This is a genomic window from Epilithonimonas hispanica (genome assembly GCF_003385395.1).
Classification (GTDB): domain Bacteria; phylum Bacteroidota; class Bacteroidia; order Flavobacteriales; family Weeksellaceae; genus Epilithonimonas; species Epilithonimonas hispanica.
Genome location: NZ_QNUG01000035.1, coordinates 15,362 through 30,083, shown reverse-complemented (window position 1 = coordinate 30,083; position 14,722 = coordinate 15,362). Strand labels below are relative to the sequence as shown.

The window sequence follows — 14,722 nt, the reverse complement described above, 5'->3', positions numbered from 1 at the left end:
TTGGCTTAATTTTTCATTATCGAAAATAGAGAAAAGAAGTAGATAAAACATTTTTTTACCGTGCAGAACCTTGCTGTAATAATCCACTTTGGTACTTGCAGAAAGATGACTTAAAAGTGCTTCGGGAATAAATTCTAAAACGTGTCTAAGAGATATTTTGTGATCTTTAAAAACTGACATAAATAATTGATTATCAGTCGTAAAGATACGAAAAAGCACTAGCAAAAACAAACTAATTAACTAATAATCAATAGGTTGAGTTCTTTTATTTTTTTGGTGAAAAAAAATAAAAAGTCGGAAGAAAAATCTTCCGACCATGACTAGTCATTGAGGCATCCTTTTTTATTTTTTATAACTTTGATTGTATTTTGAAAACCTATTTCCTTTTCATCGATACCGAAACTACAGGAATCCCGAAACGATGGAGCCTGCCTTATTCTGAGAAAGATAACTGGCCTTCCGCAGTTCAGGTGGCCTGGGTTATTTATGACGAAAATGCCCAGGAAGTTAAACGTGAAAATTTTTATATCTTTAATGAGGATTTGAAAATCAGCTCGAAGTCATTGAAAATCCACGGGATTACCAAAGAATTCTTAAGTAAAAACGGACAGGAAAGAACATTGGTTTTAGAAAAGCTTTCAACGGATATAAAAGAATTTCAACCCTTGATTACGGGACATTTTACAGAGTTTGATATTCACACACTGAGCGCCGATTTTTACAGGGCAAACCTGGAAAATCCTTTTCTGCAGAGTCATTTCTACTGCACAATGCTTAAAAGTAAAGAGTATGTTGTTAATCCGGAAGCTGATTATTTTAAGCTGCCTCAGCTTTACGAGTTTCTTTTTAATGAAAAAATGGAACATCTTCACAATGCGATGATCGATGCAGAAATAACTGCAAAATGTTTTTTTGAAATCAGGAAACGTGGAGAGATTTCAGAAACCGACTTTCAGAATATTCATCAGAAAATCGAATCTGGTTTAAAGTTTTTAACCCATAAAATGAAATAACTATGATGCAGGAAAAAATTATTTCACTTTTAAAAATAACAGAACCCTTCCATCTTTTACCCGAAACCGTTCTTGCAGAAATCTCAGAAACATTCACAAGAACCGAGTTTTCCAAAGATACATTGGTTTATCGCCAGGAAGTGACGGAAATGAGAGGGGTAGACATTATTGAATCCGGAGAATACGAAACATTTTTTTTCGATGCAGCGGAAAACAAAAGATGTATTTCGATACACCATTCGCCTTATTGTTTTGGGGGAATATCTGTGGTTCTGAACAGAGTACGTGCATTGAAATCGGCGATTGCCAAAAAGGGAACTGTTGTTTATACTTTACCGAAAAAGGAATTCTACGAGTTGTGTAACGCGTATGAAGATTTTTTCCATTATTTTACATCAGATTTCGGCAAAAAAATGCTGGATGAGGAATTTTCTCATTTCGTAAAAACGCCCGCAACGTTTGAAGAAAGTTATTTTGCGGCTGACCAGCTTTACTCAAGAAAAATAAAAGGAATTACCTATAAAAGTATTGTTTCCTGCGAAGAAAATACTCCTGTTTTTGAGGCGGCTCAAATGATGGCCACTCATAAAGTAAGCTGCATCTTTATGAAAAAATCAGCAAGTGCAGAAATTATCGGCTATGCGACAGATATTACCTTGCGAGATAATGTTATCGCCCGCTGCCTGGATTCCAGAATTGCAATTTCTGAGGTGATGGATAATCCCATCGTAAGTATTTCCAGCGACGCTTATCTTTATGAAGCGGTTCTGATGATGTTTAAAACCAAATCAAGATATCTTCTCGTAAAAGATAATGGCGAATATGTAGGTTTTCTGAGTAGAAATCGCTTGTTGAGCGAGCAAGGGCAGAGTCCGCTTGTTTTTATTCAATCGGTAAAACAGGCTGAAAGTGTAGAAGAACTTAAGAAAAAATGGAAACAGGTTCCCGATATTATTACCCAATTATTGGGAAGGGGAGTGCACGGGGAGATAGCCAGCCAGGTCATTACAACAATTGCTGATACAATAACAGGAAAAGTAATAGAAAAAGTTATTAGGCAGATAGGAAAACCTCCTGCAAAATTTGCGTTTATCGTGACTGGAAGCGAAGGCCGCAAAGAACAGACTCTAAGCACAGACCAGGACAACGGAATTATCTATGAAGATAAAGCCAATGAACACCGCGAAATGGTAAGGGAATATTTTCTGGATTTTGCCAAAAAAGTTTCGGATGATCTCAATATCATTGGCTTTGAATACTGCAAAGGAAATTTTATGGCAAGCAATCCCAAATGGACCCATTCTCTTTCTCACTGGAAAAGAAATTACAACCAGTGGATCGAAGAATCGGTGCCGGAAACCGCAATGAAGCTTTCCACTTTTTTCGATTTCCGTTTTATTTATGGTGAAGAAAGTATTGTGAAAGACCTGAAAAACTATATCAAGGAAAAATTAACTTCGCCCAATCAGCTGTTTTTTGCTCATATTGCTAAAAATGCTCTACAGTATGAACCGCCTTTGACTTTTCTGAAAAGAATTAAAACCCAGACCATCGGGAAATCAGAGGTTTTTGATATCAAAACTGCGATGTCGCCAATTGTTGATTTGCTTCGGGTGTATGCACTGAAAAACCAGTTGGAAATAGAAAATACCGGCGAACGAATGAAAAAACTGACGGAAATAGGAGTTTTCACACAGCAGCAATACAACGAAATGCATCAGTCTTACTATTATCTGATGGCACTTCGGCTAAAAAATCAGGCGAATCAGATTAATATTGATAAAAAGCATCCTGATAACTATATCGAAATCAGTAAACTTACCAAAATAGAGCGTGTCACTTTAATCGAAATCTTTAAAACCATTGCCAATTTCCAGCTGGGAATCAAAGTGAAATTTACAGGAAGTTTTTAGGTTTAAATCTTAAACATAAAGCCTTCCGCAATTTTCTTATTGTATTTTTCTTCATCGAAAGTGTAAAGAAAAGAACCTTTTTTAGACGAACTCATATCTTTTTCTGCTGTTTTTACCAGAACATCCAGCGCATTGATTTTGTTTGTGAAGTTTCTTTTGTCATATTTTTCGTCAAAAATGGCCTCGTAAAGATTCTGCAAATCTTTCATTGTGAATTTTTTGGGGAGAAGTTCAAAACCGATTGGTCTTGTCGTGGCTCTTCTTCTCAATCTCAGCACAGCATCTTTTACCATATCGTTATGATCGAATATCAAATCTGGACGGTCTTTCAAATCAAACCATTTTGCACTGTATTTTTCATTGATTTGAATATTTTTTTCAATATTGATCAGTGCATAATATGAAATTGACATAATTCTCGCCGTCGGTTCACGGTCGATTTGAGTATAGGAATTGAGCTGTTCAAGATAAATATTTTCCAGTCCGGTAAGTGTGTTCAGGACGCGCTGTGCCGCTTCATCAGAGGTTTCCTCGTCCCCGATAAAACCACCCATTAATGACCATTCTCCCATTTTCGGTTCGAAATTCCTTTGCACTAAAAGGATTTTAAGATTTTCGCCATCGAACCCGAAAATAATACAGTCAACAGCTACCAAATGTCGTGGAAAATGAGAATAGTCTTGTGTCATCGATTATAATTTTATGCAAAGTTAATGCTTTTGGGCTTTGATTTTACAGTTGAAACCATATAAATGTATTTTATACACTTTATTTTGCTTTTTATTTTTAAAAAATCCAAATTTCATCATTTACCTTAATATTTTGGGAGCAATTAATAGCTATGAAGCTTAAATTTTATTCATTAAAAACATTAAAAACAGATGAACTCAACGTTAAAAATATGTTAAAATTAAGTTTCCTTTCATTTTAAATTTACCCGAAAACTACAGTCAAGGCTTAGTCTTAAAAATACGATAAGTTATTTATATAAATTACGGACGCCTTCACTCGGTATTCCGTATTCATTTTTATACAAGCGATTTAGCCGTATGGTTCTGATTATCGTGATTTTTAATAATCTTAATTTTTATGATAAGCCCTTGCTATTTTTAGCTTTTTTTTAAGACTTTAAAATATACTTTTTTTTGATTCCATCGGCTTATTCTGCAAAATTCTTTGTCATATTGATTCTTTCTTTTATTTTTAGAAATGTTGAATAGACATTTAATAATGAATAAAAAATCGCTGATAGTATTTTTAGGTTTAGGTACGCTTGCTTTTGGGCAGGTGAGCAAAACGGTCAGTTATTTTCCGTTTAATAAGGTAGCTTTGTCAGAAAGTGTTTTCAGCAGGGCAATGCAGACGGATAAGAACTACATTATGTCGATGGATGCCGACCGTTTACTGGCGCCCTATCTGAAAGAAGCAGGACTTAATCCTAAAAAAACAAATTATCCCAACTGGGAAAACACAGGATTGGATGGTCACATTGGCGGCCATTATATTTCAGCATTGGCGTTGATGTACGCTTCTACAGGCGATGGCAAAGTAAAACAGCGCCTCGATTATATGATCGATGAGCTGGAGCGTTGCCAGAATCTTTCAGGAAACGGCTATCTTTCCGGCGTTCCGAACGGCAAAAAAATCTGGAAAGAAATCTCGGATAGCAATATCCGCGCATCTGCTTTCGGACTGAATGACCGTTGGGTTCCGTTATATAATATTCACAAAATATATTCAGGTTTGCGTGATGCCTATTGGTATGCAGACAGTGAAAAGGCAAAAAAAATGCTCATCAAACTTACTGATTGGATGGCGGATGAAGTTTCCGGACTTACCGATGAGCAGATTCAAGAGATGCTGAGAAGTGAACACGGCGGATTGAACGAGGTTTTTGCTGATGTTTACGACATTACCAAAAATGAAAAATACCTAAAGCTTGCCCATCGGTTTTCACACCTTGCCATTTTAAATCCTTTGCTGATTCACGAAGATAAACTGACAGGAATTCACGCCAATACCCAGATCCCGAAAGTAATTGGTTTCAAAAGAATTGCCGATTTGGAACATAATAAGGAGTGGAACAGTGCGGCAGATTTTTTCTGGACGAATGTTACGCAAAAACGTTCAGCAATTATCGGTGGAAACAGCGTCAGCGAACATTTCAATCCAACAAGCGATTTCAGCGGAATGATTAAAAGTATTGAAGGCCCCGAAACCTGCAATACTTACAATATGCTGAAACTGACCAAAGAACTTTTTGCGACCAATCCAAAATCTTCTTATCTGGATTATTACGAAAGAGCTTTGTACAATCATATTCTTTCCACTCAAAATCCTGAAAAAGGTGGTTTTGTGTATTTCACACCGATGCGTCCCGGTCATTACAGGGTTTATTCCCAGCCGGAAACCAGTTTCTGGTGTTGCGTAGGTTCGGGAATGGAAAACCACGCGAAATATGGCGAAATGATTTATGCACAGTCGGATAACGATTTGTATATTAATCTGTTTATTCCGTCTGTTTTAAAATGGTCGGAGAAAAAAATAGTTTTAAGACAGGAAAATAATTTCCCACAGACACCTTCCACAAAATTAATTTTTGACCTTGCCCCAAAATCCGAAATCAATTTAAAATTAAGAGCTCCGGAATGGACGAATGCTTCACAGATAAGCGTTTCCATTAATTCAAAAAATATCAGTATTCCTGTCGATTCCGAAGGTTATATCAATATTAAAAGGAAATGGAAAAAAGGCGATGTCATCGAGATGAAAATGCCGATGCATCTTTCCGCAGAACAGCTTCCTGATAATTCAGATTATTATGCGTTCAGATACGGACCTATCGTTTTGGCAGCAAAATATTGGAAAGAAAATCAGCAGGGATTGTTTGCCGATGACAGTCGTGGCGGACATATTGCGCACGGACCTCAAATTCCGTTGAATGATATTCCGACGATTTTGGGATCTTCGACAACAGTTTTGGATCATTTAAAGCCTGTTAATGAAAAAGATTTAATATTTAGAATTAACGGTCTTTATCCTCAGAATAAATTTAACAAAGGATTAGAACTTGTTCCGTTTTATCAGGTTCAGGAAGAGCGTTACATCATCTATTTTCCTCAGGCAACTCAGGATAAAATCGAAATCATTCAGCAGAAAAAAGCCCAGGAAGAAGAAGCTGTCCGAAAATTGGATAATATCACAACAGACAAAATTCAGTTAGGAGAGCAACAGCCGGAGTCCGACCACTTTTTTGACAGCAAAGATGCTTACGATGGCTATATGGAAGACCGTCATTTCCGCGATGCTAAAGGTTGGTTCAGCTATCAGATGAGAAATAAGCATAAAAATGCAAAATACCTTTACCTTTTGTATTTCGATGCCAATAACAATCGTACTTTGAATGCCGAAATCAACGGAATCAAAGTGTTTTCAAAAGATTTTGAAGGAAAAATGGGAAGCTCACCACAAACATTGTTAATCCCGGTTCCCGAATCGGAAAAGAATAAAGAGACACTCACCGTAAAATTTATTTCAGGCGAAAAATCTCTGACTCCAAAAATTATTGAAGTGAGATTACTGAACGAATTACCAAAATAAAAACTAATATGTCAAATAATATTTTCACTAAAATTCTGGGCTTATTCCTCTTGATTTGCAGTCTTTGTGTTGAAGCCAAAATCAAGCTTCCCGCATTGGTTTCAGACGGAATGGTTTTACAACGCAACCAGAAATTAAACATCTGGGGAAAAGCCGATGCCAATGAAAAAGTAGAAGTGAAATTCCTCAACAAAAGCTACAAAACCACTGCAGACCAAAACGGTAGCTGGAAAATCGTGCTTCCGGAGCAAAAAGCAGGCGGTCCATACACAATGACCATCAACGAAATTACTCTTAAAGATATTTTGATTGGCGACGTTTGGCTGGCTTCAGGACAATCGAATATGGAATTGCCGATGCAAAGACTGACTCCATTGTATGCTAATGAAATTAAAAATGCTAACAATCAGAATATCAGGTTTTTTACAGTTCCTCAGAAATATAATTTCAAATCGCCACAAACTGAATTGGACGGTGGAAAATGGGAAGCTACAAATCCTCAAACCATTCTGAATTTCTCTGGTGTTGCTTATTTTTTTGCTAAAGATATCAGTGAAAAAAATAAAGTTCCGGTAGGAATTATTCATTCCAGTTTAGGAGGTTCGCCAATTCAGGCTTGGATGGATGAAAATTCTTTGAAAAAATATCCTGAATATCTGGAAGAAGCTAAAAAATGGCAGAACGATGATTTGGTAAAATCTACAGAATCTTCAGAACAGGCGCTTAGCAAGGCTTGGTATGCGGAATTAGACCAAAGCGATATTGGACTCAATCAACATTGGGAAAAATTTGATTTAAATGATTCTGATTGGAAAACGATGCAGATTCCCGGTTCTTGGGAAGATAAAGAAGGTTCTTTTGAAGGTTCTGTTTGGTTCAGAAAAGAAATTACTTTAACCAAAAATCAGGCAGGAAAAGCAGCTTTTTTAAATCTTGGAAGAATCAAAGACGCTGATGTAACCTACATCAACGGGACAAAAGTCGGAAACGTGACTTACGAATATCCGCCACGTTGGTACGACGTTCCAGCAGGAGTTTTAAAAGAAGGTAAAAACGTAATTGCTGTGAGAGTTTCCAACGGGAGCGGAAAAGGGCAGTTCATTGCAGACAAGCCGTATTACCTTGAAATCGACGGACAAAAAATAGATTTAAAATCCGAATGGAAATATAAAATCGGATCAAAAGTCGACAGAATGGCTCCCGGACAAACCTTTATACGTTGGAAACCGACGGGATTGTACAACGCGATGATTAATCCTTTAATTAATTATAATATCACGGGGGCAATCTGGTATCAAGGCGAAAGCAACACCGGAAAACCAAAAGAATACGGCGATTTATTAACCACGATGATTACAGACTGGAGAAACAAATTCAATAACAAGGAAATGCCATTCATCACCGTTCAATTGGCTAATTTTATGGAGTCAAAAGCACAGCCGATAGAAAGCAACTGGGCGGAACTCAGAGACCAGCAGCGTAAAGTTTCATTACAAGTTCCGAATGCCGGACTTGCCGTAATCATCGATATCGGAGAATGGAATGACATTCATCCGCTCGATAAAAAAACAGTAGGAGACAGGCTGGCTTTACAAGCGATGAAACTGGCTTACAGAAAAAACATCGTTGCAGACGGACCGGTTTATCAGTCGATGAAAGTTGAGGGAAATAAAATCGCTCTTACTTTCAAAAAAGGAACCGATAATTTTGCGCCAGTTTCAGAATTAAAAGGTTTCGCCATCAAAAATGCCGAAGGAAAATGGGCTTGGGCAAAAGCAAAAATCGAGGGCAAAACAAATGTAGTGTGGGATGATTCGGTAACAAATCCTGTTGCAGTCCGTTACAACTGGGCAGACAATCCCGATGGAAACCTGAAAAATAAAACCGGACTTCCCGCATCGCCTTTCACAACGGAATAAATATTTAATTTGATTTTTAATCATTTGCTGAGCGAAGCGCCTTTGCGAACCTTAAAAAAGAATAGTAGTCAAAAAAAATCTTTGCGGACTTTGCGTTAAAAGAATTATAAAAAACAACCATAAACTATATGAACAATCCATCTCAGAAAATATCTGTCGTTGAAAAAATCGGCTACAGTTTGGGAGATTTAGCGGCCAATCTGGTGTTCCAGACTTTGGTGACTTACTTAGCTTACTTTTACACCGATATCTACGGATTAAAGCCGGAAGACGCCTCCATCATTACTTTGATTGTCGGACTCATTGCCGGTTTTGGGTTCAATCCGCTGGTCGGCGCTTTGGCAGACAGAACACGAACCAAATGGGGAAAATTCCGTCCGTGGATTTTATTTTCTGCCGTTCCGTTGGGTGCAGCAGCACTTTTTGCATTCAGCACACCCAATTTTTCGTATCAGGGGAAAATGATTTATGCAGCAGCAACTTACACAATTTTATTACTCCTGTACGCGGCTAATAATTTACCTTACGCAGCACTGAGCGGCGTGATTACAGGCGATATGGGCGAGCGAAACAGTATTTCCTCTTACCGTTTCGTCGCGGTGATGTTTGCACAGTTTTTCGTTCAGGTATTTATGTTACCGATAATTTTATCAGTCGGACAGGGCGACAAAGCAGCCGGAATCGAAATCGTAATGACTTGGTTGGCAATAATCGGGACGATTATGTTGCTTATTACATTTTTCACCACCAAAGAAAGAGTCATTCCAAAACCGGAGCAGGAATCCTCTTTGGGAGCTGATTTAAAAGATTTAAAGAAAAACAAGCCCTGGATAATAATGTTGGTGGTTACAGCTTTGATTTTCATTACTTTGGCAATGAAAGGCGGTTCATACGTTTATTATTTCAACAATTATGTCGATGAAACTTCTTTGAAAAATTTCATTTCGCCGATTACCGCATTTTTCAGTTCCATCGGAATGAATTTCTTCGGTGAAGACCCTCGTTCAGCAGGTTTCGGGCTCTTCAATGCCGGCGGAATCATTATGATGATTGTTGGGATAACCTTCTCAAAAAGATTTGCCGATAAATACGGAAAGAGAGATGCGTTTATCGCTTCATTATTCATTTCTACTTTATTTATTGTTGCATTTATATTTTATCCGCCGAAATCAGTAGGATTAATGTTCCTTTCTCAGATTCTGCACGGCTTTTTCTACGGAATCAGCACACCGTTGCTTTGGGCAATGATTGCCGATGTAGCCGACTATTCCGAGTGGAAAAATAACAGACGCGCCACAGCAATTATTTTTTCCGCAATGATGGTAGGATTAAAGGTAGGTTTGAGTATCGGAAGTTCATTGGTTTCTTCCATTATTGGTCATTACGGCTATATTTCATCCGAAGGAACCGAAAACGTTATCCAGCCGGAATCCGTTGCAAACGGCGCTCAGATGCTGGTTAGTATTTTTCCGGCCATTCCGTTCTTTGCGGCGTGTGGATTATTAATGTTCTACGAAATCAACAAAAAAATGGAAACCCAAATCGAACAGGAACTCAAAGAAAGAAGGAAAAAAGAAGATTAATATTGGTTTAATGATTTGGGCAGCTTTATCCTTCTTCCACTCCCGCTTTTTTGTTCCGCTTTGCTCCACAAAAAGAGCTCCGTTCAAGCCGGGCTGCGAGAGATTCGACTTTTTAATTTAATGATGATTAAAAAATTAAGTTCTGTATTTCTTAGCTGAGTGTAACGCCTTTGCGAACCTTAAAAAGTATAGTAGTCAAAAAAATCTTTGCGCTCTTTGCGTTTAAAATTTAAAAAATTAACAATGAAAAAAATAGCCGCATTATTAGGAATTTTAGCCTTGACCGTTTCGTGCAAAACAGCAAGTTCGGCATCCTCAAAAGATTCCCTGAAAGATGCCTACAAAAATAAATTCTACATCGGAACTGCAATGAGTCTTCCACAAATTGACGGTACTGATGTGAAATCGGATGAGATTATTAAAAAACAATTCAGCTCCATTATTGCGGAAAACTGTATGAAATCGATGTTTATCCAGCCTCAGGATGGGAAGTTTTTCTTTGGTGACGCGGATAAATTTGTAGAATTCGGGGAGAAAAACAAAATGTTCATCATCGGCCATACCTTGATTTGGCATTCACAGTTACCAAGATGGTTTTTCGTAGACAAAGACGGAAAAGATGTTTCTCCCGAAGTTCTGAAACAGAGAATGAAAAGCCATATTTCAACGTTGGTTGGCAGATACAAAGGCCGTGTAAAAGGTTGGGATGTCGTAAACGAAGCGATTATGGAAGATGGAACGTACCGTAAAAGCAAATTTTACGAAATTCTCGGCGAAGAATTTATTCCGCTCGCTTTCCAATATGCGCAGGAAGCTGACCCGAATGCCGAACTTTATTACAACGATTACAACGAATGGTTTCCGGAAAAAGTAAAAACCGTTACCAAAATTGTTAAAAATCTAAAATCCAGAGGAATCAGAATCGATGGAGTCGGAATGCAGACCCACGTTGGATTAGACAATCCGAAACTTGAAGAATACGAAAAAGCAATCGTTGATTATGCTGCAGCCGGAGTAAAAATCAATGTTACCGAAATGGAAATCAGCGCACTGCCTTCTCCGTGGGGAACTTCAGCCAACGTTTCCGACAAAGTAGAGTATGAAGCCAAAATGAATCCTTACACTAAAGGACTTCCTGCAGATGTTGAAAAAGAATGGGAAAACCGTTACTTGGATTTTTTCAGATTATATTTGAAACATCAGGATAAAATCCGAAGAGTAACATTGTGGGGCGTAACCGACAATCAATCCTGGAAAAACGATTTCCCTGTAAAAGGCAGAACCGATTATCCGCTGCCATTCGACAGAAATTACCAGGCAAAACCTGTCGTTGAGAAAATCATTGAATTAACTAAAGAAAAATAAAATCAGCTTTTAAGATTTCAAAAATTAAAATAAATATTTTTCTAGCAGATTTAGCTAATTAAGCAGATGTTATTTAAATAATCTGCGAAATCTGAAAAATCTGCGAGAAATTTCATTCAAAATCTATTACCTAAAAATCTAAACTATAAAATGAATAAAGCAAAATACCTTTTCCCGAAAGATTATATGGCAGACCCTTCCGTACACGTTTTTGAAGGAAAACTTTATATTTATCCATCTCACGACCGTGAAAGCGGCATTGAAGAAAATGACAACGGCGACCATTTCGATATGAATGATTACCACGTTTTTTCTTTGGATGATGTGGAAAATGGCGAAGTGACGGATCACGGCGTGGTACTTTCGGTAAAAGATATTCCTTGGTCGGGAAGACAGTTATGGGATTGCGATGTAGCTTTCAAAAATGGCAAATATTATATGTATTTTCCGCTAAAAGACAAAAATGATATTTTTAGAATCGGTGTTGCGGTGAGCGATAAACCTTATGGTCCGTTCGTTCCGGAAAAACATCCGATGATGGGAAGTTACAGCATCGACCCTTGTCTTTTTGAGGATAATGGAAAACATTATATGTATTTCGGCGGAATTTGGGGTGGGCAATTACAACGCTACAGAAATAACAAAGCATTGGAATCTGCCATTCTTCCTAACGATAATGAGCCCGCCATTTCATCAAAAGTTGTGATGTTAAGCGATGATATGCTGGAATTTGGTGAAGAACCGAAAGATGTTTTAATCCTTGCCGAAAACGGAAATCCTTTGGTTCACGGCGATAAGCATCGTTTTTTCGAAGCATCCTGGATGCATAAATATAACGGTAAATATTACTTTTCGTATTCCACTGGAGACACACATTTGATTTGCTACGCAACAGGCGATAATCCTTATGGTCCGTTCACTTTTCAGGGTGAAATTTTGACGCCTGTTGTGGGTTGGACTACGCATCACAGTATTGTGGAATTTAAAGGAAAATGGTATCTGTTCTTCCACGATTCTGTTCCGAGTGGCGGAAGAACGTGGCTGAGAAGTATGAAGGTTGTTGAAATTGAATATGATAACGACGGTAAAATCAAAACGATTGAAGGATTGGAAGACCATCAATAGGAACGTGCTTTATCCCGTTTGAAAGATAATATGCACTTTAATTTGGCTTTAGCCAAAACTTAAATAATTTTAAACATTAAGAATGCAACATTTCCGACATTACATATTACTGTTTCTAATCCTTCCGTTAATGGCTTTTGCTGAAGACGGAAGTCAGCTATGGCTGAGATATCCGGTCAATCCAAAGCCAAGAAATATTGTAAATTCAAACAGTAAAAGTCCGACTATTGAAATCTCCAAAAAAGAACTGAACCAACATTGGGCAGGACAAGCTATTGATTTAAAGATTGACAGATTTCCGGAAAATTTTAAAGACGGATACAAAATCGTTTCTACTCCGAAAAAAATCAGCGTTTTGGCAAAAACAGATTTAGGATTACTGTACGGAAGCTATCATTTGTTGAATTTACAACAGCAAAAAGCCAGTTTTTCTAATCTAAAACTCGAAGAAAAACCTTCCTATGACGTAAGAATTCTTAACCATTGGGACAATCTCGACGGAACCATTGAACGTGGTTATGCCGGTCATTCGCTTTGGAAGTGGGAAGACTTACCTAATAAAATTTCGCCGAGATACGAAGAATATGCAAGAGCCAACGCATCCATCGGAATCAATGCAACAGTATTGAATAATGTGAATGCATCACCAAATATGCTTCGTGAAGACTATCTTAAAAAAGTCAAAGTTTTAGCCGATATTTTCAGACCTTATGGTATCAAAGTTTATCTTTCGGTTAATTTTTCTTCGCCAAAAGTGTTGGGAAATACAAAAGATTCCGACCCGTTAAATAAAGAAGTTCAGAAATGGTGGAAAGATAAAGCGGCAGAAATTTATAAATTAATTCCTGACTTCGGAGGATTTTTGGTGAAAGCTAATTCCGAAGGACAGCCCGGACCGCAGGATTACGGAAGAACGCACGCAGACGGAGCCAATATGATGGCAGATGTTTTGAAACCTTATGGCGGAATCGTGATGTGGAGAGCGTTTGTGTACAGTCCAAGCAAAGAAGACCGTGCGAAACAGGCGCATCTGGAATTTGTTCCGTTAGACGGAAAATTCAGAGACAATGTCATTATTCAGATTAAAAACGGACCTATAGATTTTCAACCGAGAGAAGCCTTCAACCCGCTTTTCGGAGCGTTGAGAAAAACTTCAGAAATGGTTGAATTTCAAATTACCCAGGAATATTTGGGACAGGCCAATCATCTGGTTTATCTTGCGCCGTTATTCAAAGAAACTTTGGACAGCGATACATTTTCGGATGGGAAAGGTTCTACGATTGCTAAAATCACGGACGGAACTTTGCGACCTGCAAAATTGACGGACATTTCAGCAGTTGCCAATATCGGTGAAGATAAAAACTGGACGGGACATCACTTCGCACAGGCCAATTGGTACGCTTTCGGACGTTTAGCCTGGAATCACGATCTAACCTCGGAAAAGATTGCAGATGAATGGATTAAAATGACTTTTACGGATGATAAAAACTTCGTAAATCAGGTCAAAGAAATGATGCTTACTTCACGCGAAACTGCCGTAGATTATATGATGCCGCTTGGTCTTCACCACATTTTTGCCGGCGGGCACCATTATGGTCCGGAACCGTGGGGCGATTACAAAGGCGGAAGACCCGACTGGTCACCGGTGTATTATCATCAGGCCAATGCAGAAGGAATCGGATTCGATAGGACAAAAACTGGAAGCGATGCCGTTTCACAATATTTTACAACGCTTAACGAAACCTATAATAACATTAAAACGACTCCTGAAAATCTGATTCTCTGGTTCCATCACGTTCCTTGGGATTACAGGATGAAAGACGGAAAAACCCTTTGGGATGAGTTGTGCTATAAATATGATTCGGGAGTTCAGGGTGTCAGAGCTTATCAAAAAGCTTGGGAATCGGTAAAACCTTACGTGGATGCGGAGAGATTTTCAGAGGTTCAGGATAAATTGAAGATTCAGGCTGAAGATGCCGTTTGGTGGAAAGATGCGTGTCTGTTGTATTTTCAGACCTTTTCCAAAAGACCAATTCCGTCTGATATCGAAAAACCTGTTCACGAGCTGGAAGATTTAAAAAAAATCAAGCTCAATATGGGACATCATAATTAATCAATCCATTTAATAAACTTAAACAAATAACTTTCTAAATCTTTTTGAGACAGGAAGTTGTTTCTTTTGTAAATTAAGTGTAAATTTAACA

Annotated in this window: 9 protein-coding genes and 1 pseudogene; 8 read left to right on the top strand and 2 right to left on the bottom strand. The window is 38.0% G+C overall.

Going from position 1 to position 14,722, the window contains the following annotated elements:
- Positions 1-180: pseudogene (locus tag DRF58_RS14120) on the bottom strand (IS4 family transposase); the annotation flags it as partial.
- 188 nt (positions 181-368) lie between these two features.
- Here DRF58_RS14120 and DRF58_RS14115 point away from each other — a divergent pair.
- Together DRF58_RS14115 and DRF58_RS14110 are read left to right on the top strand one after the other, a co-directional pair.
- Positions 369-1,013: a 3'-5' exonuclease gene (locus DRF58_RS14115; RefSeq protein ID WP_116036361.1), complete on the top strand. Its 645-nt coding sequence runs from the start codon at positions 369-371 to the stop codon at positions 1,011-1,013.
- Positions 1,014-1,015: 2 nt separating this feature from the next.
- A complete protein-coding gene (locus DRF58_RS14110) occupies positions 1,016-2,926 on the top strand; it encodes a DUF294 nucleotidyltransferase-like domain-containing protein (RefSeq protein ID WP_245955474.1) in 1,911 nt (636 codons plus the stop codon).
- Positions 2,927-2,928: 2 nt separating this feature from the next.
- On the opposite strand, the gene DRF58_RS14105 is transcribed toward DRF58_RS14110, so the two are convergent.
- Complete coding sequence (locus DRF58_RS14105) at positions 2,929-3,615, bottom strand: NUDIX hydrolase (protein WP_116036360.1); 687 nt, start codon at positions 3,613-3,615, stop codon at positions 2,929-2,931.
- Between the two features lie 541 nt (positions 3,616-4,156).
- Here DRF58_RS14105 and DRF58_RS14100 point away from each other — a divergent pair.
- The 6 genes from DRF58_RS14100 to DRF58_RS14075 all read left to right on the top strand — a co-directional run bounded on the left by DRF58_RS14100 (position 4,157) and on the right by DRF58_RS14075 (position 14,631).
- On the top strand, positions 4,157-6,526 hold the full coding sequence (locus DRF58_RS14100) for a glycoside hydrolase family 127 protein (protein WP_116036358.1): 2,370 nt from the start codon (positions 4,157-4,159) through the stop codon (positions 6,524-6,526).
- An 8-nt stretch (positions 6,527-6,534) separates the two neighbouring features.
- Positions 6,535-8,445, top strand: coding sequence for a sialate O-acetylesterase (locus DRF58_RS14095; protein ID WP_116036356.1), 1,911 nt, complete (start codon positions 6,535-6,537; stop codon positions 8,443-8,445).
- Between the two features lie 128 nt (positions 8,446-8,573).
- Positions 8,574-10,028: an MFS transporter gene (locus DRF58_RS14090; protein ID WP_116036355.1), complete on the top strand. Its 1,455-nt coding sequence runs from the start codon at positions 8,574-8,576 to the stop codon at positions 10,026-10,028.
- A gap of 243 nt (positions 10,029-10,271) precedes the next feature.
- Positions 10,272-11,393, top strand: coding sequence for an endo-1,4-beta-xylanase (locus DRF58_RS14085; protein ID WP_116036354.1), 1,122 nt, complete (start codon positions 10,272-10,274; stop codon positions 11,391-11,393).
- Positions 11,394-11,543: 150 nt separating this feature from the next.
- Positions 11,544-12,518, top strand: coding sequence for a glycoside hydrolase family 43 protein (locus tag DRF58_RS14080; protein ID WP_116036353.1), 975 nt, complete (start codon positions 11,544-11,546; stop codon positions 12,516-12,518).
- An 82-nt stretch (positions 12,519-12,600) separates the two neighbouring features.
- Positions 12,601-14,631 carry an alpha-glucuronidase gene (locus DRF58_RS14075; protein ID WP_116036352.1) on the top strand — a complete coding sequence of 677 codons (2,031 nt, stop codon included), beginning with the start codon at positions 12,601-12,603 and terminating at the stop codon, positions 14,629-14,631.
- Positions 14,632-14,722: the final 91 nt, after the last annotated feature.